Origin of the sequence: Corynebacterium vitaeruminis (assembly GCF_001054325.1) — a bacterium.
Taxonomy (GTDB): domain Bacteria; phylum Actinomycetota; class Actinomycetes; order Mycobacteriales; family Mycobacteriaceae; genus Corynebacterium; species Corynebacterium vitaeruminis_A.
Genome location: NZ_JVVM01000008.1, coordinates 1 through 19,292 on the forward strand (window position 1 = coordinate 1; position 19,292 = coordinate 19,292).

Sequence of the window (19,292 nt, forward strand, 5' to 3'; positions counted from 1 at the left end):
ACCGGAACGATCTCATGAGACATGCGGAACGATGTCACCGAACCAGACACTACCTGGGGCACCAATACCCTCGCGACCGCTTGCATATAGGGCGCGAGGGTTCTTTGTTTTCTGATGACCAGCCACTACGCCCCCTCCTGAGAACGCATCACCCAGCATTTTCCAGCAACACTTGCGTTAGGCTTACCTAATCACATGGCGTGTAGACTTCCACCAGCACAAAACAGCCCAATACTTGTTGAAGGACAGTGACAACTATGGCTGACCTTGCTAAAGCAGCAGCACCGAAGCGTAAGCCCCGTAAGGCACACGAGGCACAGTTATTGGACGTCGCCAGATCTCTCAGACCTTGTTCGTTTGAGCATGAACTCGCCTGCATTTGTAGGCAAGGAGCTGGAGTTTACCGACCATTACATCAAGTTACTGTTTGTGCCAGAAGACGCTGATTACTCCTGGCCGTTCGATATTGCGCAAATTCGCGCCGAGCAGCCGCGAGATAAACTGCCGATCACCCGCACCTACACTCTGCTTAATCTGAACTCCGAAACCGGCGACTTCGATGTCGACTTCGTCACCCACGGCGATTCCGGCCTGGCTGGGCCTTGGGCACGCGTAGCTGAAGTCGGAGACAAGCTTGGCTTCTTAGGGCCAGGTGGCGCGTGGGGGCCTGCGGCAGAATATGAACACTTTGTACTCGCCGGAGACGAGTCCGCAGCACCGGCTATCAGCGCCGGACTGAAGCACCTCCCAGAAGACACGACTGCAACCGCATACATCGAAGTCGAAGCCGAAGATCGCAAGTTTGAGCTCCCAACTCGAGAGGGCGTGGACGTCCATTGGGTTCTCCGCAACGGCGCAACCCATGGCACAGAGCTATCCCGCACGGTGCGCGAGGCGGGTATTCCAGAGGGTAAGAAAACTAGCTGGTTCATCCACGGTGTAGCTGAGATGATTAAGGAATTGCGTCGCTTCCTTTTCGTTGAATCTGAGATTCCGAAGAAGGACGTTTCGATTTCTGGCTACTGGCGTATCGGCATGACTGAAGACCAGTGGCAGTCCTCTAAACGAGAATTCAACGCTGAGGTTGAGGCCGAAGAGGAAAAAGCCAGGGCCTAACGCTTGCTCGAACGCTAGCGCTAGCTACGCCCTTTTTCAACAACGACGCGTTTTCCTGCCAACCAGTCGAATGGGTGCCAGCGGCAAACAGCAACCCAAATCATCAGAACACCAAAAAACAGTTCGACGATTGGCTCCAAATCCGTAAGCGAGAAAATCATCAACAATAGGTAGCAATTACGTACCGCCGCCTGCCAACTTCCGCGCCAAGAATCGTCTCCTGACTCGAGCTCCGATGTTCCCTCTGACTGAGCTACTTCGAACGGAGCTTCCTCATAGTCTACTTTCCTCGCTGGAACAACCTGTAGCAAAAAAGCACTTTTCCCAAACGTCTGTTCACCGCGAGCCTCTTCAACCACGCGCACAACGAAAAAGACAACTGGGAAAATGGCACCATACAAAACTCTGAACTCTGGCGGGCTCGGCAGCACCCAGCTCGCCGTGGCTGCTTCCCACGCAAGTTTGCCAAGCGCCACAATGATGGCAACAAAGATTCCTACAAGGAACGAATCCAGTATCCACGCACCACTACGCCGAGCGAGCAAATCCGCATTACTCTTTACGGAGAATCGATTCGAGATGCGCTGTTTCATGGGGCACACGCTATCAAAAACCGCTCATGGCTTCACAGACGAATTGTCTATTCCTACCGCATCCGTTCTGCCATAATAGGAAACTCCCAGTATGCAAATCGAAAAGTCGACTGTATAGTTGCCGGTTGAATCAACCTATTTATTCTGTGCCAGCAATTTCCATACCAGCAACCGGCAAGTAAACCTACAGCTGGCACCTACCAGTGGTTTTTCAGGAGACCCGCTACCCATAGATCCGAAAACAAACCACGAAAAGCAGGCTCGAGAAGCTCAGAAAGTGAGATGGATGTGAATACGCGAACTCAACTGTCAGCCGTACAGCACCCTCAACTCACTGACCGTCGGAGCAAGAACCGCCGGCACCTGGCGCTAGCCTGCTGCTTCCTCATCTTCTCGGCCACTGCCACCAGCTGCGCCAACAACGAAGGCGAGGAGGTTGCGTCGACGCGAACCTCGTCGTCAAGCTCGCTTACTACGGCGACCTCGGCGAGCTCGCCGACGACGTCGGGGCCGCAGGTTCGAGAAGGTGGCACGCCGCGCATTGGACAGCTGTGCCCGAACCAGATTGGTGAGGTGCGAATGAGTGCCAACGGCCAGAATCTTGAATGCGCACAGGTCGGCGACCAGGAAGTGTGGACTGTGCTGCAGCAGACCTCCGCAACGCCGACATCGAAGCAAATGTGGATTTCGACCACGCCGACGACCTCGGAGCCACAACCTCAGAAACCTGAGCCGACAACTCCGAACGAGACAACCACCGAGTCGAGCGAAACGGAGAGCTCGACGACACCCGATACGTCCACGCCGCCAACTACCTCAACGACTCCGACGACGTCCGGCGAACCGACAGATTTAGAATCGGAGCAAAAAGAGCAGCCAAGCGAAAATAATCAAGGGATGTCCGGTCTATTCCGCTAGGTTCTCGTCTCGGGCCGCGGTGTGCATCGATTCGGGATTTCGTTAGGTGAGGTGCGCTAGCTCGCCACAACGCGGCCGAACACGCGGGCTTCACTACTTGCGGTGACGGCGGTTGTAGAACGGCGTCGGTACGACGGTAGCGGTAATATCGGTACCTTCAACGGTGAACTCAGTGCCCGTCGCGGACTGCCAACGCTGAACGTACGCAAAGCCAATTGGGTGACCAAGAGTCGGTGACACCTTGGTGGAGGTCAGAACACCGACCTCGTTGCCTTCCGCATCAATGAGCTTGGTGCCACGCTTCGGAGCTTCATCACCGGAGAAACGCAGACCAACCAGCAGCTCCTTGGACTGCGGACGGTTAACCAGGGCGTTGCGGCCGATAAACTGCCCCTTGGTCGGCCCCATGATGGACTTCAGGCCGGCTTCCAGCGGAGTGCGGTCACGCGTGAGCTCGTAGCCGTAGAGCGGCATACCGGCCTCGAGGCGCAGGGTGTCGCGGCAGGCCAGACCACACGGCAGCAGGCCGAGGTCAGCACCGTTGTCAGCCGGATCCTCTGGATTTTCCACCTTGCCACCGGCTGCGATGATTGCACGCCAGACATCAACGGCGCGGTCAACCGGCGGGAAGATTTCGAAGCCGTCTTCACCGGTGTAGCCGGTTCGGGCAACAATCATTTCCACACCTGCGACCTCAAGCAGGGTGCAAGAGTAGTAGTTCATGCCGTCGAGAGTCGCGTGCAGATCCTGCGGCAGCAAACGACGCAGGAGCTTTGCAGCCTTCGGACCCTGGATTGCCAGGAGCGCATTCTTGTCATTCATACGCTCGACCTGGACGTTGTAGCCGCCAACGCGCTCGAGCAGAGTCGAATACACATCCTCAACGGCTGCGGCGTTCTGCACGAGCATGAACTCGTGACTGCCGAGACGGTAGATGATGAGGTCATCAATAATGCCGCCGTCTTCCTGCACAATCATGGTGTACTTTGCACGACCCAACGCCAGCGGCTTAATCGCCGAGATCAGGGTGTGCGCGAGGAATGACGCCGCATCCTCACCAGTGACGCGGATGATACCCATCAGTGACAGGTCGAAAACACCGACAGCCTCTCGCACTGCGTCGTGCTCCGCAATCTCCGACGAGTAGCGGAACGGCACTTCGTAGCCACCAACATTGCGCATTTCTGCGCCGAGGCTTACGTGCTCATCATGCAGGGCACTACGGAAAGAATTGTTGTTCTCAGAAGCGCCAGAATTGTCAGTCATACACACTCCAATTATTGCGGTGGGGCAAACTAGATTGTTACCTTCCCACCTTATATCTAAGATTCCACGCCCGCTTCCGCGAGCACCCGGCAGCGAGGGCAATGAGGATACTCTCCCCGCTCCCCCATCGAGGTCCGCGCACGCTTAACGACGGCTCCCGCGTCTACAACAAAGACCCCGCTACCAGTGACGATAACGGGGCCTCTGCTTTGTCTATTCGGTTAAGTGATCTTGACTGAGCTGTTCGGGCAGTGTTGTCAGCCAAGGGCTCAGTGGTTATTAGTGATCAACCGCAGCCTCGGTGCCAACACCGGTCAGGGAGCGAACCTCCATCTCGGCCGCCAGGTCATCGAAGTTATCCGGCTTGCCCATGTAGGTGGCGATGATGCCAGCCAGGAATGCCAGTGGGATAGCGACCAGCCCCGGCGAGGTCAGCGGGAACCAGGAGAAGTCGACGGACGGGATCATCGAGGACTCAGCTCCGGAGACTGCCGGGGAGAAGATGATCAGAACCAGCGACGCGATGACACCGGTGTACATGGAAGCAACTGCACCTGCGGTGTTGAAGCGCTTCCAGAACAGGGACATCAGGATGGTCGGAACGTTTGCGGATGCTGCCACTGCGAAGGCCAGCGACACCAGGAAGGCGACGTTCTGCCCCATGGCCAGGATGCCGAGAATAATGGCGACTACACCCAGCACGATAACGGTGATGCGGGAGACGCGAACCTGTTCAGCTTCCGTTGCCTGTCCCTTGCGAATCACGGCCTGATAGAGGTCCTGGCCGACAGACGCGGAAGCGGTAATTGCCAGACCAGCGACCACGGCCAGCACAGTAGCAAACGCAACTGCGGAGACCACTGCCATGAAGATAGAGCCACCGATCTCGAAGGCCAGCAACGGAGCAGCAGCATTAGCCCCGCCCGGCGCGGCTATGATGCGGTCCGGACCGACGAGTGCAGCAGCACCGTAGCCGAGCACCAGGGTCAACAGGTAGAAGCCACCGATGAGGATGATTGCCCAGGTCACGGACTTACGAGCTTCCTTTGCGGTCGGCACCGTGTAGAAGCGCATGAGCACGTGTGGCAGACCAGCAACACCGAGGACCAGTGCCAGGCCCAGAGAGATGAAGTCCAGCTGCTGGACGAAGGAGCCGCCGTACTTCAGACCCGGCTCAAGAATGGCGGAAGCTTCGTAGCCCTTCTCGGCGATGTAGTCCGAGCTCGCGTGCGTGTCCACTGCGTCCTGCAGGAGCTGGGAGAAGTTGCCTTTAACGCCAACCAGGATGATCAGGGTCATGATGATGACAGCACCGACCAGCAGGACGGCCTTAATCATCTGCACGTAAGTCGTGCCTTTCATGCCACCGATGAGAACGTAGGCGACCATGATGATGCCGACGACTGCGACAACGATGGACTGCTGAGTGGAGTCGTGAATGTTGAGCAGCACGGCGACCAGGGAACCTGCACCGGCCATCTGCGCGATGAGGTAGAACAGGGTCACTGCGAGAGTGGAGATAGCAGCTGCGGTACGGACCGGACGCTGCTTAAGACGGAATGACAGCACGTCGGCCATGGTGAACTTACCGACGTTTCGCAGCGGCTCTGCAACCAGCAGCAGCGCGACGAGCCAAGCGACGAAGAAGCCGATGGAGTACAGGAATCCGTCGTAACCAGTCAGCGCGATGGCACCGACGATACCCAGGAAGGAAGCCGCCGAGAGGTAGTCACCTGCAATGGCGAGACCGTTTTGGGTACCGGAGAACTGTGCACCACCGGTGTAGAAGTCAGATGCTCCCTTATTTCCGCCCTTACCCACACGAGTAACGATGAACATGGTCGCAACAATGAAGGCGACGAAGACCGCGATGTTGAGAATCGGGTTACCTGCTGCTGCAGTGTCATCTGCAGCAAAGAAGCTGGTCAGCATGTCTTATGCCTCCTTCTTTGCAACAATTTCAGCGATTTCGCCACTTTCCATTGCCTCGCGCAGCTCTGCCTGCATCGGCTCGAGCTTCTTGTTGGCGAAGCTGATGTAAACCCAGGTGATGGCGAAGGTGGTCACGAACTGGAGCAGACCAAGGACGATACCCAGGTTGATGTTGCCCAGTACGGGAGTTGCCATGAGGTCCGGCGCAAACGTCGCAAGCAGAACGAATGCGATGTACCACACCAGACCTGCGACGGTCATCGGGATGGCGAATGAACGGAATGTAGAGCGGAGCTCTTGGAACTGCGCTGAGTTTTGCACGTAGCGGTACTCAGCCGCCTGTGGCTTATGCCGGTCTGTCGGCAAGGGTGTTGCGGACACGGGCTAATCCTTTCCAGGAAGTTATGCAGGTGTTCGTAATGAGGTTCAGCACAGCCACCCCACTGGTGTGCCATGCACCACATATTTAATTATGTGTTGAAACAAAGTTACCTGGAACACAGTTAGCAAAGAAGTTAAATACGGCTAACTACTTCTCAGCGAGCCTTAAGGCACCCCCAAAAACGCCATTACCTGCATACTTGGGGAAACCTTTTACTACCCCCATTTACGCTGTTGCGCTCGTGTTCTCCGCTTCTTCCGGCAAGGGCTTACTCTGACGCCACCACCACAGCGCCTCGATAATGGCCGCACCGATGGCGCCCACAATCAGCGCGGGGATCAACAGCTCCTGGCCCACCCAGTACAGATTAAGCACCGAAGCCACTGATCGAACCGAGAAAATGAACAGGTACGCACCTGCCGACACCGCCAGCAACAACACCTTCCACCAGGTGTATGGCCTAGCCACGACAACCAAAACCCAAAATGCCGACACAATCAGCACGATGAGTGTCGCAGTCGATGCCTCCCCTCGTGCCACATCGCTGGCGTCGACTCCCGGGTTTGCCCACAGCCAAAACATAAAGGTCAACAGGCCTACCGTAATGCCGGCCGGTATCGCTAGACGCAACACGCGCCGCACAAAACCATCGCGCGCACGCTCCCAGTTAGGAGCCAACGACAGCACGAAGGCCGGGATTCCAATCGTGAACCAGCCCGTAATAGTTACGTGGATTGGCTCGAAGGGGTAATCCATTCCCCACAGCCCCACCGCCAGCGCCAGCACCACCGAGTAGATAGTCTTCGTCAAAAAGAGGTTGGCCACGCGCTCGATATTGCCAATGACGCGACGTCCCTCCGCCACAATCATCGGCATCACGGCAAAACGGTTATCCAACAGCACCAACTGCGCCACCGACCTTGTCGCCGGCGCACCATCGCCCATGGCCACGCCAAGGTTCGCTGCCTTCAGCGCCAGCACGTCATTGACACCGTCACCGGTCATCGCCACATGATGTCCGCGCGACTGCAGTGCATGGACCATATCGCGCTTGTTCTCCGCTGTAACACGGCCGAAAATCTGCCGCGACTCCACAATGTCTGCAAATTCATCGCGGATCTCGGTGCTCTTGGCTTCGCAGTTCTCATCGCGGCTCGCCGGAAGCTCAGACGCATCGACAGGCGTGTCAGCACCCTCCATTTTCAGCTCACGCGCAACAGCCCCCACAGAGCGATCATTGTCACCAGAAATGACCTTGACCTCGACACCTTCTTCATAGAAGTAGGCCACCGTCTCCGCCGCATCTGAGCGCACCTTTTGCCCCAGCACCGCAAGCGCGACCGGTTCCAACTCCACCTGGTCGCTCTTCCGCAGCGCACCCCCGGGCAAGTCATCGGCGCCACCTGATGTCCGCGCGAGAAGGAGAACTCGAAGTCCTTCCTCCATAAGCTGCCGAGCTTTCTGCATGCCGACCACGGAGTCGTCGACAAGCACATCGGGCGCGCCGAAAACCCATGTCGCACCGTCGCTATACGTCAGCGCCGACCACTTATTCGCCGAGGTAAAGGGGCGGGTTTCGGTCTGTTCATGCTTTACGACGTCCCCTGCGTCCTCAAGCCCGTCGAGCAGAGCACGAGCCGTTGCATTGGGACGATCGTCAAGCTTGCAGAGGTCGATGAGCGCGGTGTCTACCTCGCTGCGGGAGACATCATCGCTGGATACGATGTCGACCTCCACCAGCTGCATGGCATTTTCGGTGAGTGTGCCGGTCTTGTCGACACACACGGTATCGACGCGCGCAAGCCCTTCGATGGCGGGCAGCTCGTTAACCAGCACGCGATGTCGTCCCAAGCGCACCACCCCGAGGGCAAACGCGATGGTGGTCATGAGGACGAGCCCCTCGGGGACCATGGGCACCAGCGTGGCGACCATCGCCAACAGCGCATCGTCAAGATCGTCGCCGGCGACAAAAAGCTGCGTATAGATTGCCAGGGCACCGACAGGAATGAGGATCCAGGAAATGTAGGTCAGGATTTTGTTGATGCCGCGGAAGAGCTGGGAGTCAGTCAGCGTGAACTTGTTGGCCTCAGCAGCGAGCTTGGCAGCGTAAGCCTCCTTGCCCACCTTGGTGGCCTGATATCGCGCCGACCCCACCACAACCGAGGACCCCGAGTAGACCATGTCCCCGACGCTCTTGTGGATGGCATCGGATTCACCGGTGAGAGAGGATTCATCGATAGCCACATCGGAGGCGTAGCGCAGAATACCGTCGACAACGATTTGGTCGCCGGGGCCGACCTCGATGAGATCGTCGAGGACGACGGACTCGCGGTCAATTTCACGGGCTGGCTTCCCATCTCGGATGACCATGGGCTTCGCGCGGCCGACAATGGAGAGCTTGTCCAGCGTGCATTTGGCGCGCAGCTCCTGGACTATGCCGACGATGGAGTTAGCGATAATCAGCAGGCCAAAGGCACCGTTGACGATTGAGCCGGTATAGAGGACAACTGCGAACAAAACGGCGAGAATACCGTTAATCCGAGTAAACACATTAGCGCGGATGATGTCCCGTACACTGCGCCCGGATGTTGGTGGCAGCTCGTTGACCTGCCCCGACTTAATGCGTTGTTGGACCTGTTGTTGAGTCAGACCGCTGTCGGGAGTTTCCCACGAACCCATGACCGCCTACCGTATTCGCCTAGTTGCTGAACCTATTCGACCTATTTGCCAATGAAATTCGGTTCGCGCTTTTCAGCTCGCGCCTTCGAGGCCTCCGCAGCATCTTCGGAAGCCCAAACTGTGTCGTAGAGCTCCTGCTGGTAGTCCTTCAACGGGCTATGCGTCTCATCATCATTGAGTACTGCCTTGTGGTAGGCCAGCGACAGCGGCGCGTAAGTTGCGATGCGAAGTGCAACCTCCTCCGCCTTGTCCGGACCACCGAGGTAGGAAGCCAGACCGCAACCGCGGGCGGCTTCCTGGTCCATGCGTTCAGCCGCCAACAAAATGGTGCGGGCACGGGCGCCACCGACGAGCACGCGCACACGTCGGATAGTCCAGGCATCAACAGCGATACCAAGCTTGACCGGCGGAATCATAAACCAACCGCGCTCACCCACGACGCGCAAATCAGCCGCCATCGCCAGCTGCATACCAGCGCCGACGGCCGGCCCCTGCACATCCGCGATGACCACCAGACGGCTGGCCTCAATTGTGCGCAGCATCCGACGTAGCTGCTCATGGAAGGAGTCGTCGTGATGCTGGCCACTCAGGTCAGCACCGGCACAGAAGGCACGACCTTCGCCGCGCAGCAGGATAACGCGCTGCTCGGGAACCTCAGCGGCAGCTTCCACCGCGTCGGCGATGTCACGACACACGTCGGCCGTCAGGGAGTTGCGCTTGTGATCTCGGTCAATGGTGATAGTGACAATCGCGCCGTCGGCTTCGACGCGGATTTCAGATGCTGGGTTCGTCATAGCCCTTAGGCTACTCGCGCAACGCCGATAGCGATACAGCTATAAGCAAATCCAAACTGGCTTATTCGTTACCAAACACCCGCGGGTCACCACTCAGGCGGCCGTCGGCACGCGCCATCGATGCAATCGTTTCCATGTCCTCATCGGCGAGTTCGAAGTCGGTGACCTGGAAGTTTTCCTCGATGCGCGACTGCGTGGCCGACTTTGGGATAGCTACGATGCCGCGCTGGAGATGCCAGCGGATAGCGACTTGGGCAGGAGTCTTACCCAGACGCTCTGCAATTTCAGCGATTGGCGAGCCTTCAAAGTACTTCGCACGTCCCAGCGGCGACCACGCCTGCGTGACGATGCCGCGGCGACGATCATCTACAACCTGCTCATCCTGCGGGAACTGCGGATGCAGCTCAATCTGATTGACCACCGGAACCTCGGAGAGCTGGTCGAGGACCTCTGGGTAGAAGTTCGCCACACCAACCGAGCGAATCAGCCCCTCGCGCTTGAGCTCGAGCAGCGTGTCGAAGCACTGTCCAAACGTCCCTTGCTTCGCCACCGGCCAGTGCACAAGCACCAGGTCAACATAGTCAAGGCCGAGCCGCTCCAGCGATGCTCGCACGGACTCGCGCGTCGCCGCCGGCCCCTGCGCATCGTTCCAGACCTTCGTGGTCACGAAGATATCTTCACGCTTTACGACGTTCGCAGCGACCGCATCGGCAATACCCTGCCCAACCCCTCGCTCATTGTCATAGAGCGATGCGGTGTCGATGTGGCGGTATCCGACTTCCAGGGCGTAGCGCACGGATTCGCGCGCCTGCTCATCGTCGAGCTTGTAGGTACCGAACCCCAGGATGGGGATGGCGTTGCCATCGACCATTTCCACGTTGGCAATTCCGGTTGTCGCTGCATCGTACTTCAGATTGGGTGCGGTCATGCCAACCGAGTGTACGGAAGTGTACGGGCTGAAAATTTTTTAGATTTTTTCTGCCCCGCTGACCTGCGATTTAAAAAAGTGATTGCCATTCATTTTGTTGCAAACAGTTGACGGGGCGTTGTGTTTATATAACACTTTGGAATGTGTCCCCAAAGACTAGACCCAAAGAACCGATATTCAACAGAATTTCAGTGCTGCGGGCAGAACACGGACTCAGTCGAGCAGAACTCGCCAAACAAGTAGAGGTCAATCCTCAAACGATTGGTGCGTTGGAGCGAGGTGACCACTACCCCAGCTTGGATCTGGCATTCCGCATTTGCGCAGTGTTCGATCTCCCCGTGGAAGCAGTGTTCTCTCGCGAAGAATTCAAGCCAATGTCCTCTGCCCTCTACCGAAAGGAAAGCTGACGATGCCAACTATTCGGACTGAAAGCGAAACACCGAGCTTTTTTGAGAAGCTAGAGGCCCGGCGCGAAGCAAAATACACAAAGCGCGTCGAGCAGATGTCAGGCTGGCTGACTAAGTGGCGCAACCAGGCGGCGCGGCGGAAGCTGGTCATCGCATTCGAGGTGTGCCTTGTGCTGATGCTGCTGAGCGGCATCGCGCTTCTCGGTAGCCTGACCGATATTTCCCCGGGCTGGCCTTCTCTGCTCTGGTCGGCAACTTCTCTCATAATGATCTTTGTCTGGACCAGCCTCAACATCACAGTCGACATGGTTGACAGCGCGCCCAGCTCACTACTGGACGAGTACCAGCAAGAACAAATTTTGAACCTGCGGGGACTCACTTACCGCTGCTTCCTCTACTTCGGCCTAGTGTCCTTCCTCGCTCTAGTTCTGGTGGGCACCTATGTTCTGAACGCACAGCCTGACTGGGGACACTACATTCCGTACAGCTTCGGAATCTTCGGCATCGTCATCTTTCTTTTCATTTCCACACTGCCCACCGTCGTCTACGCCTGGAATCTGCGGGACGACTAGCCCGGACCCAAATCTCACGCTCCCCCTCCCCTCTGCCCTTCACTCCTCAATCTAAGGATCACCATGAATAGCCTCATAATCGACGGGCTTGAGAAGTCCTATGGAGACCTGCAGGTTCTCCGTGGCATGAGCTTCCAAGTTCACCCTGGAGAAATCTACGGCTTCGTCGGCTCCAACGGTGCCGGCAAGACCACCACCATGCGCATTGCCCTCGGCGTGCTGGCCACCGATAAAGGCGAAGTACGCATCGGCAATACCCCGATGAATGACTCGCTGCGCCGCACGATTGGCTACATGCCAGAAGAACGCGGTCTCTACCCGAAGGCTGAGGTCCGCAAGCAGCTGATCTACTTTGCTCGCTTGCACGGTGTGCCCACCAAACGCGCAGAGGCCAACGCCGACAACTTGTTGGAGCGCCTCGGTCTCACTGAGCGCGCCAACGACAAGGTCGACACGCTCTCGCTCGGCAATCAGCAGCGCGTGCAGCTGGCAGCCTCCCTCGTCCACGACCCGGAGGTACTCGTCCTCGACGAGCCTTTCTCTGGCCTCGACCCCGTCGCGGTCAAGGTGATGAGCTCGGTCCTCAAAGAGTACGCCGACCGCGGCACCCCAATCGTGTTTTCCTCTCACCAGCTCGACCTCGTCGAGCGCATGTGTGACCGCGTCGGCATCATCCGCGACGGCCGCATGCTCGTGGAAGGCACCGTTGATGAGCTGCGCGCACGTGGCCCACGGGCTTTCGTCGCCAAGCTCGATGGTGCGTCCCAGGATTGGGCGGCCTCTGTCGAAGGCGTGACAAACGTGGAGCGCGATGCCCACGGCTCCACCGTCGTTCACCTCGATTCCGACGCCCCAGCCGACACCGACCAGAAGCTGCTGCACAGCGCAATGGCAGCGGGAACGGTCCGTTCGTTCGGACCTCTGCAAATTCCACTTACTGAGCTCTACCAGGAGGCCGTACAGCAATGAGCACCAACACCTACAGCGCCTCAACGGCCGTCAAGACTGTTTTCGTCCGCGAACTCCGCGAGCATCTGCTGAAGAAGAGCTCGCTGATCACGCTCATCATCATGGCGGTGGCGGCTGTCGGCGGTATCTTCGTTGCCGACTACATGACTTCCAAGTCCGATAATGACGCTGTCAAGATCGCGGTTGTCGGAGAAGCGCCGTTCGCGGACTCTCTCGCCGACGCCACCGCCGAAATGAAGGACGCCAACGGCAGCGACAGCGCAGACGCTGCAGCCGGCGCATTTGCCACGGCATCGCTGTCACCGTTGGAGATTACGTCCGCGGCAGACGACAAGGCCGCTCGCGCTGCCGTTACCGACGGCGATGCCGACGCCGCTCTCGTCCCCGACACCGCAGAAGGCAGGGAAGGGTCGTGGAAACTGCTTGCCGACGACGCTCCATCCTGGCTGGCTCCGATGCTGCAGGAGTCGCTGCAGAAACAGAATGAGGCCATGCTGCTCAGCGAAAACGGAATCAACCCCGGCGAGTTTTTCTCCAAGACTCAAAGCGCAGCCGTGTCAGTGGAATCCCTGGATGAAGCAAAAGACGAGAAGATGCCTGCGATGCTCATCACTCTAATCGGTGTGATGGTCATGATGACCGCCATTCTCGTCTTCGGCGGCGCGGTTGCCACCAGCGTCATCGAGGAGAAGTCCTCCCGCGTCATCGAGATTATTCTCTCGACTGTCCGCCCGGCGCACCTGCTGGCCGGCAAAATCCTCGGCGCCGGTCTGGCCGGCATCATCATGATGAGCGTCCTGACCGCCAGCGCCGCAGTCGCGCTCATGGCCACCGGATTGGCGGAGAGCTTCGATGTGCCGTGGTCCGCAGTCTGGCTGCTGATCCCGTGCTTCGTCCTCGGCTACTTCTTCTTCGCCGCGCTGTATGCAGCCTCCGCGTCGCTGGTCAGCCGCATGGAAGATTTCCAGGGCGCACAGATGCCAGTACTGGTGTTCTCTCTAATTACGATGTATGTTCCGCTGTTTGGTTGGAGCAAGCTGGATTCCACCTTCATGCAGATTGCCGCGTGGATTCCGCCAATTTCCATCACCACCGCCCCGTTGCAGTACGCCGTCGGTAACTTCTCCGCGCTCCAGCTGGTTGCCTCACTGCTGATTATGGTTGCGGGAGTCGCCGCGGTCATCGCACTTGCCGCCTGGATCTACCCGCGCAATGTCCTGCGCACCGGTGCCGCGGTCAGCTGGAAGAAAGCCCTGACAGCCAAGAGCTAATTCCCGCCTCCCCCGGCGAGCGTGGCCCCTTCGGCCACGGTCACCTAAAACCGAATAATCGTCAATCGCGTAGTTTGCTCAGCGCACCCCACGGCTATCGTTCATCGCCTCAGTTCATAGCTATAGTTCGTGATCCGCCGCAAACTGCGCGATTTTTTCTGTCTCGCCATAGGAGGTCTGCGCCCCCACGCCCGTCGCCGCATGCGCCGAGACCACAGCCGCAAGATGAGCTGCCGTCACCACATCATCACCTGCGGCCAACGCAGTGAGAACCGTGCCCATGTACGCGTCACCGCATCCCGTGGTATCCACGACATCGATGGGCAGCGCCGGAATGCGCGTGACTGCCACCTCGCTTTCCAACGTCCTCAGGACCGCAGACCCCGCCCCGCCAAGTGTGACAATGGCCGTGGAAATCCCGTGTTCGTCGGCAAGCGCGCGCCCAACCGCATCCCACTGACCGTGCTCGCAACCGGCGACCGCGCGCTCGGAGCCGATGATGGCTGCGAGTTCGTGCTCGTTGACAATGAGGACATCGACCAGCGCGAGCAGCTCCTCACTGACCGCCCGAATCGGAGACAGGTTGAACACCACCGGCACACCCACATCGTGGGCAATCTGCGCGGCAGCCAGGACTGCCTCGTCGCTAATCTCAAGGCACAGACCAAGGCAGCTCGCCTGCTGAATCTTGTCCGCATGGCTGCGAACCATCTCCGCATCGACTTCACCGTTGGCGCCAGCGGAGATGACAATGAAATTTTCCGCCGCATCATCGACAACAATCATGGCCGTACCAGTAGTAGAGCCAACTGTTTCAACTGCGGAGATGTCCACGTGAGCGTCGATAAGCGCGTCGCGCAGCAACTGCGCATTGGGATCCGAACCGACCGCGCCGACCAGTTCCACGGCCGCGCCCAGCCTTCCAGCCGTCGCCGCCTGATTCGCCGACTTACCGCCCGGCAGGATGCGCAAAGGACTGCCCTCGATGGTCTCACCGCCATGCGGAAGGCGCTCCACGGTGACAGTCAGATCTGCGTTGATGGAACCGACGACACAAACGTTTGGCCTCTGCTCAGCTAGCTCGATGAGGCGCTCAGTAATCGGCATTGGTTCGACTCCTCGTTAGTGCGGACGTGTGTAGTGCGGACATTTTTTCCGACAATAGCGCTACCCCTTTCCGCCCACCATCAACTAAGCCGGTTTACCCCTTGTTTACTACCGTGGAGGTATGGCTAGAATCAGCGCCCAGCAAGTAATTGATACAGTCCTCGACCACGGAAGTTTCACTTCCTGGGACGGCGCGCCCGAGCACGGCGACATCGACGAGACCTACCGCGGCACACTCTCCCGCGCCTCTGAGAAGACCGGTCTCGATGAGGCAGTCATTACCGGTGAGGGCACCGTCGGCGGCAGGCGCGTCGCCGTCATTTGTTCTGAATTCGGCTTCCTCGGCGGTTCCATCGGCGCCGCCACGGCTCGCCGGATTATTCGCAGCATCGAACGCGCGACTGCGGAGCAGCTGCCACTGTTGCTCTCCCCGACCTCGGGTGGCACTCGCATGCAAGAGGGCACCGCGGCGTTCGCGCTCATGATCTCCATTACCACCGCAGTGGCGCGCCACAAGGATTCTCATCTGCCATTCCTTGTCTACCTACGCAATCCCACCACCGGCGGTGTCATGGCGTCGTGGGGGTCGGCCGGCCACTTCACTTTCGCCGAGCCCGGCGCTCTCCTTGGCTTCCTCGGCCCGCGCGTCGTCGAGCTCGCTACCGGCGAGCCCATGCCCGCGGGCGTGCAAACGTCTGAAAACTTGTTCAAGCAGGGCATTATCGACGGCATCATTCCGCTCGAGGGTCTGCGCGGCGCTGTCCGCCGCACCATCGACGTGCTTGCCGACGGAGACCCCAGCGAGCCCACCCCACCGCCAGCAGCAACCGTTGATGGTCGCGATACCTGGCAGGCCATCCTGCGCACCCGCGATACTTCCCGTCCAGGTGGCGGCGATATTATCAATGCCCTTGTCGACTGCTCCGTCCCAATCTCCGGCACTGGCGACGGCCACAAGTCACTGTCGGTTCGAGCTCGACTAGCACGCATTGGTGAGCGGCCAGTGATTCTGGTCGCCCAGGATCGCCATAACCAGCCACCATTGGGCACGCATCCGATGGGACCGGGTTCGCTGCGTTTTGCCCGCCGTGCGATGCGCATCGCGGAGAGCCTGAACATTCCGCTGGTCACGGTTATTGACACCCCGGGTGCTGAGTTGACCAAGGATGCCGAGGAAAATGCCATGGCAGGTGAGATTGCTCGCACCTTGACCACACTGGTGAACTTGAAGGTTCCGACCGTGTCGCTCATTCTCGGCCAGGGTTGCGGCGGTGGCGCGCTGGCCATGCTGCCTTCTGACCGGGTGCTGGCAATGCACGATGCCTGGATGTCTCCGCTGCCGCCAGAGGGTGCTTCGGCGATTATCTACCGCGACACCGAGCACGCACCCGAAATGATGGAAGAGCAGGGTGTCGGCGCCGAGGCCATGCTGAAGACCGGTGTCATCGATGAGCTTGTGGCCGAGCCTGAGGATCAAGCCGAGCTACCCCAGCGAGCCCTGGCCGCCATCGAGCACGCGCTCTGGGAGTTGGAGAAGAATCCTGCTCGCGTTGGCCGTGAGCAGCGTTTCGACCACTACCGCCGCTTCGCGCTGGGCGAGTAGTTTTTGGGACTTGGTTCGGGACTAGCTCGGACTTGGCCGCAGCCCTGGCATGGCTTCAGAAAAGCGAGAAAGTGGTTAGGTTTATAGCACTTCAGGCACACAAATACGCACAAAAGTGCTATAAACCTGACCACTAAAACTGCAGGAGGCCGAACTAGCCACTAGCAAAAGGCCAAACTGGACATCTAAAACGCAGTTCGGTCGCCCAGTTGGAACCTTTTACCTATCGGGAGGACTTTTACTTAACGTCCAGCAGGTCGATAACGAAGACCAGGGTCTTGCCAGACAGGAAGTGTCCTGCACCAGCCGGGCCGTATGCCTTCTCCGGCGGGCAAATCAGCTCGCGACGACCACCGACCTTCATCCCCGGAATACCCTCTTGCCAACCGGCAATCAGGCCATTCAGCGGGAACTCGATGGACTGGCCACGGTTCCAGGAAGAATCGAACTCCTCACCGGTTTCGTAGTCGACACCCACGTAGTGGACCTCGACGCGAGCTCCCGGGGTAGCCTCCGCGCCGTCACCGACAGTGAGGTCGTTGATGACGAGTTCCGTCGGAGCCGGACCGGACTTAGCAGTGAGTTCTGGCTTGGACAAGACAATCTCCTATCACAGTTGGCATTGATCAAAGTTGGCATTCAGCCCAACTTGATTGGCCCCAGCGTAAATGGGCCCAACTTAAATGGGGTTTCTTAAAATTCTAGGAAAAATAAAAGGCGCGTACCAACCTTTCGAAGGCTAGTACGCGCCTTTTCGCGTTTTCTACGCTGAACTTTTCTATGCTGATTTACCTGCGAGAAACCCCTCCGCAGTAATCGCTAGAAACCTTAGCGCTGCTCGCGCGGAACGAAGTCACGCTCGGTCTCGCCGGTGTAAATCTGGCGAGGACGGTTAATCTTCGATGCCGGGTCAGTGACCTGCTCGTTGAACTGAGCAATCCAGCCCGGGAGGCGACCGATGGCGAACAGGACGGTGAAGAAGTCCGTCGGGAAGCCCATGGCGCGGTAAATCAGGCCGGTGTAGAAGTCAACGTTCGGGTAGAGCTTGCGGGAGACGAAGTAGTCATCAGCCAGTGCAATCTCTTCCAGCTTCATGGCCAAATCCAGCAGCTCGTCGCCGCCGAGGTGCTCGAGCACATCGTGAGCGGTCTTCTTAGCGATAGCCGCGCGCGGGTCGTAGGACTTGTAGACGCGGTGACCGAAGCCCATCAGACGGACGCCCGGCTCCTTGTTCTTCACGCGGTTCATGAACTCGGTAGCGTCGCCGCCGTGGTTCTGCTGAATATCCTCGAGCATCTCCAGAACAGCCTGGTTAGCACCACCGTGCAGCGGGCCAGACAGAGCATTGATACCAGCAGCGATGGAGACGAACATGGAAGCGCCGGAGGAAGCGACCATACGGACGGTGGAGGTAGAGCAGTTCTGCTCGTGGTCAGCGTGCAGGATGAGCAGCTTGTCCAGAGCGTCAACCACAACCGGGTCAACCTCGTAGTCAGCGGTCGGGTAACCGAACATCATGCGCAGGAAGTTCTCGCGAGCGTTCAGGTTATTGTCCGGGTACATGTACGGCTCACCCTTGGATGCGCGGTAAGCGTATGCAGCCAGCATCGGAACCTTAGCCATCAGGCGAACTGCAGCCAGGTTACGCTGCTCTTCGTTCAGCGGATCCAGCTCGTCCTGGTAGTAGGAAGCCAGAATGTTGACCGAGGAAGCCAGGGTCTGCATCGGGTGTGCGCCACGCGGGAAGATGCTGAATGCGCGACGGAAGTCCTCGTCCAGCAGGGTGTGGTGACGAATGTCGTGGTTGAACTGTGCGATCTCTTCCTCAGATGGGAGGTGACCGTGAATCAACAGGTAGGAAACCTCGTTGAAGGTGGCCTTCTCAGCCAGCTGCTCAATCGGGTAACCGCGGTAGCGCAGGATGCCGTTACCGCCGTCGATGTAAGTGATCTTGGACTCGGTAGAACCGGTGGCGGTGTAGCCCGGGTCGAAGGTGGTCAGTCCAGTTTCCTGGAGCATCTTGCCCAGAGCAATACCGTCGTTACCCTCGGTTGCCTTGACGATGTCCATCTCGAACTCGCCGCCCGGGTAGTGGAGTACAGCCTTGCCGTCTTTAGTAGCCACAACTTCCCTTTCGCAGAAAATTTCTTCTTAACGACTCCAGAGTGCGGGGGAAGCAAGCACAGCGGAAAACAGCGCACTGCCTCCCAACTCCACGTCACCCCTTCGGGGTCGCATTGTTTCCAATGATTCAATTATGCGCGACATTTGCATTCCAGTGCATATTGCCGAGTGAAAAAGTTTGCTTAGTTCACATCGACCGTGCCGTAATCATAAAGAACCGACACCTGCAGTGGATTAGAACACACAATATCAAAGAGTGTGAGCAGTGCAACACCCTCTACCCCATTCGGGCAGGCTGGGCTCCCCCAATCTTGACCCCTCTTCACCTCGAAATGCAAATGGAAAAACCAGGTTTATTACGTTGTCACAGCTCATTTACTAACCAAGAGGTTAGGAGCACATTCAACAGCCCGCGTCTCCAAAAGCTCGAAAGTCATCGGACTAGCGCTCAAAATCACATCGACTAAATCCAAAATAATTCACCCCACAGTCCCCACCCAGCTCCCCACGGCAATAAATTTCCACCACCAGCAAAGCTGTAAAAATACCTTCGCAAACTTTGCAAAATCGCCAATCCACCCTGTTTCGATATGCAAAGTACGGAAGCGGGGGCAATTGAACCCCACCCTTT

At 58.2% G+C, this 19,292-nt stretch carries 16 protein-coding genes and 1 pseudogene; 7 read left to right on the forward strand and 10 right to left on the reverse strand.

Annotated features, from left to right (window positions below; all coding sequences use genetic code 11):
• Window positions 1–257: 257 nt before the first annotated feature.
• Window positions 258–1,116, forward strand: a pseudogene (locus ADA16_RS02020) (siderophore-interacting protein).
• A 20-nt stretch (window positions 1,117–1,136) separates the two neighbouring features.
• Here ADA16_RS02020 and ADA16_RS02025 read toward each other — a convergent pair.
• Window positions 1,137–1,709: an RDD family protein gene (locus ADA16_RS02025; protein ID WP_048758688.1), complete on the reverse strand. Its 573-nt coding sequence runs from the start codon at window positions 1,707–1,709 to the stop codon at window positions 1,137–1,139.
• 282 nt (window positions 1,710–1,991) lie between these two features.
• Between ADA16_RS02025 and ADA16_RS10885 the strand changes: the two genes are divergently transcribed.
• Entirely contained in the window at window positions 1,992–2,627 is a 636-nt protein-coding gene (locus ADA16_RS10885) for a hypothetical protein (protein ID WP_082150629.1), read from the forward strand.
• A gap of 93 nt (window positions 2,628–2,720) precedes the next feature.
• On the opposite strand, the gene gcvT is transcribed toward ADA16_RS10885, so the two are convergent.
• From gcvT to ADA16_RS02055, 6 genes are all read right to left on the reverse strand, one after another.
• Window positions 2,721–3,893 (reverse strand): glycine cleavage system aminomethyltransferase GcvT, encoded by a 1,173-nt coding sequence (gene gcvT / locus ADA16_RS02030; RefSeq protein WP_048758690.1) that lies wholly within the window; start codon window positions 3,891–3,893, stop codon window positions 2,721–2,723.
• Window positions 3,894–4,172: 279 nt separating this feature from the next.
• On the reverse strand, window positions 4,173–5,825 hold the full coding sequence (locus ADA16_RS02035; protein WP_048758692.1) for a solute symporter family protein: 1,653 nt from the start codon (window positions 5,823–5,825) through the stop codon (window positions 4,173–4,175).
• A 3-nt stretch (window positions 5,826–5,828) separates the two neighbouring features.
• The gene (locus tag ADA16_RS02040; protein WP_048758693.1) at window positions 5,829–6,206 is read right to left on the reverse strand and encodes a DUF485 domain-containing protein; all 378 of its coding nucleotides are present in this window, start codon (window positions 6,204–6,206) and stop codon (window positions 5,829–5,831) included.
• 226 nt (window positions 6,207–6,432) lie between these two features.
• Window positions 6,433–8,886, reverse strand: coding sequence for an HAD-IC family P-type ATPase (locus ADA16_RS02045; RefSeq protein WP_048758695.1), 2,454 nt, complete (start codon window positions 8,884–8,886; stop codon window positions 6,433–6,435).
• Window positions 8,887–8,927: 41 nt separating this feature from the next.
• Window positions 8,928–9,680 (reverse strand): enoyl-CoA hydratase, encoded by a 753-nt coding sequence (locus ADA16_RS02050; RefSeq protein ID WP_048758697.1) that lies wholly within the window; start codon window positions 9,678–9,680, stop codon window positions 8,928–8,930.
• 61 nt (window positions 9,681–9,741) lie between these two features.
• Window positions 9,742–10,608 (reverse strand): aldo/keto reductase, encoded by an 867-nt coding sequence (locus ADA16_RS02055; protein WP_048758698.1) that lies wholly within the window; start codon window positions 10,606–10,608, stop codon window positions 9,742–9,744.
• 143 nt (window positions 10,609–10,751) lie between these two features.
• On the opposite strand from ADA16_RS02055, the gene ADA16_RS02060 reads away from it, so the two are divergent.
• The 4 genes from ADA16_RS02060 (at window position 10,752) to ADA16_RS02075 (ending at window position 13,827) form a co-directional block, all read left to right on the forward strand.
• Complete coding sequence (locus ADA16_RS02060) at window positions 10,752–11,015, forward strand: helix-turn-helix transcriptional regulator (RefSeq protein ID WP_048758700.1); 264 nt, start codon at window positions 10,752–10,754, stop codon at window positions 11,013–11,015.
• Window positions 11,016–11,017: 2 nt separating this feature from the next.
• Window positions 11,018–11,587, forward strand: coding sequence for a hypothetical protein (locus ADA16_RS02065; RefSeq protein WP_048758701.1), 570 nt, complete (start codon window positions 11,018–11,020; stop codon window positions 11,585–11,587).
• A 63-nt stretch (window positions 11,588–11,650) separates the two neighbouring features.
• Window positions 11,651–12,556 (forward strand): ABC transporter ATP-binding protein, encoded by a 906-nt coding sequence (locus ADA16_RS02070; RefSeq protein WP_048758702.1) that lies wholly within the window; start codon window positions 11,651–11,653, stop codon window positions 12,554–12,556.
• Entirely contained in the window at window positions 12,553–13,827 is a 1,275-nt protein-coding gene (locus tag ADA16_RS02075; protein WP_048758704.1) for an ABC transporter permease, read from the forward strand. The genes ADA16_RS02070 and ADA16_RS02075 overlap by 4 nt, the downstream gene beginning before the upstream one ends.
• A gap of 120 nt (window positions 13,828–13,947) precedes the next feature.
• Here ADA16_RS02075 and ADA16_RS02080 read toward each other — a convergent pair whose 3' ends face one another.
• The gene (locus ADA16_RS02080; RefSeq protein WP_048758707.1) at window positions 13,948–14,934 is read right to left on the reverse strand and encodes a ribokinase; all 987 of its coding nucleotides are present in this window, start codon (window positions 14,932–14,934) and stop codon (window positions 13,948–13,950) included.
• Between the two features lie 121 nt (window positions 14,935–15,055).
• Here ADA16_RS02080 and ADA16_RS02085 point away from each other — a divergent pair, with 121 nt between their 5' ends.
• A complete protein-coding gene (locus tag ADA16_RS02085) occupies window positions 15,056–16,537 on the forward strand; it encodes a carboxyl transferase domain-containing protein (RefSeq protein WP_048758709.1) in 1,482 nt (493 codons plus the stop codon).
• A gap of 238 nt (window positions 16,538–16,775) precedes the next feature.
• Here ADA16_RS02085 and ADA16_RS02090 read toward each other — a convergent pair whose 3' ends face one another.
• Both ADA16_RS02090 and ADA16_RS02095 read right to left on the reverse strand, forming a co-directional pair.
• On the reverse strand, window positions 16,776–17,135 hold the full coding sequence (locus tag ADA16_RS02090) for an FKBP-type peptidyl-prolyl cis-trans isomerase (RefSeq protein ID WP_048758712.1): 360 nt from the start codon (window positions 17,133–17,135) through the stop codon (window positions 16,776–16,778).
• Between the two features lie 230 nt (window positions 17,136–17,365).
• On the reverse strand, window positions 17,366–18,661 hold the full coding sequence (locus tag ADA16_RS02095) for a citrate synthase (RefSeq protein ID WP_082150630.1): 1,296 nt from the start codon (window positions 18,659–18,661) through the stop codon (window positions 17,366–17,368).
• Window positions 18,662–19,292: the final 631 nt, after the last annotated feature.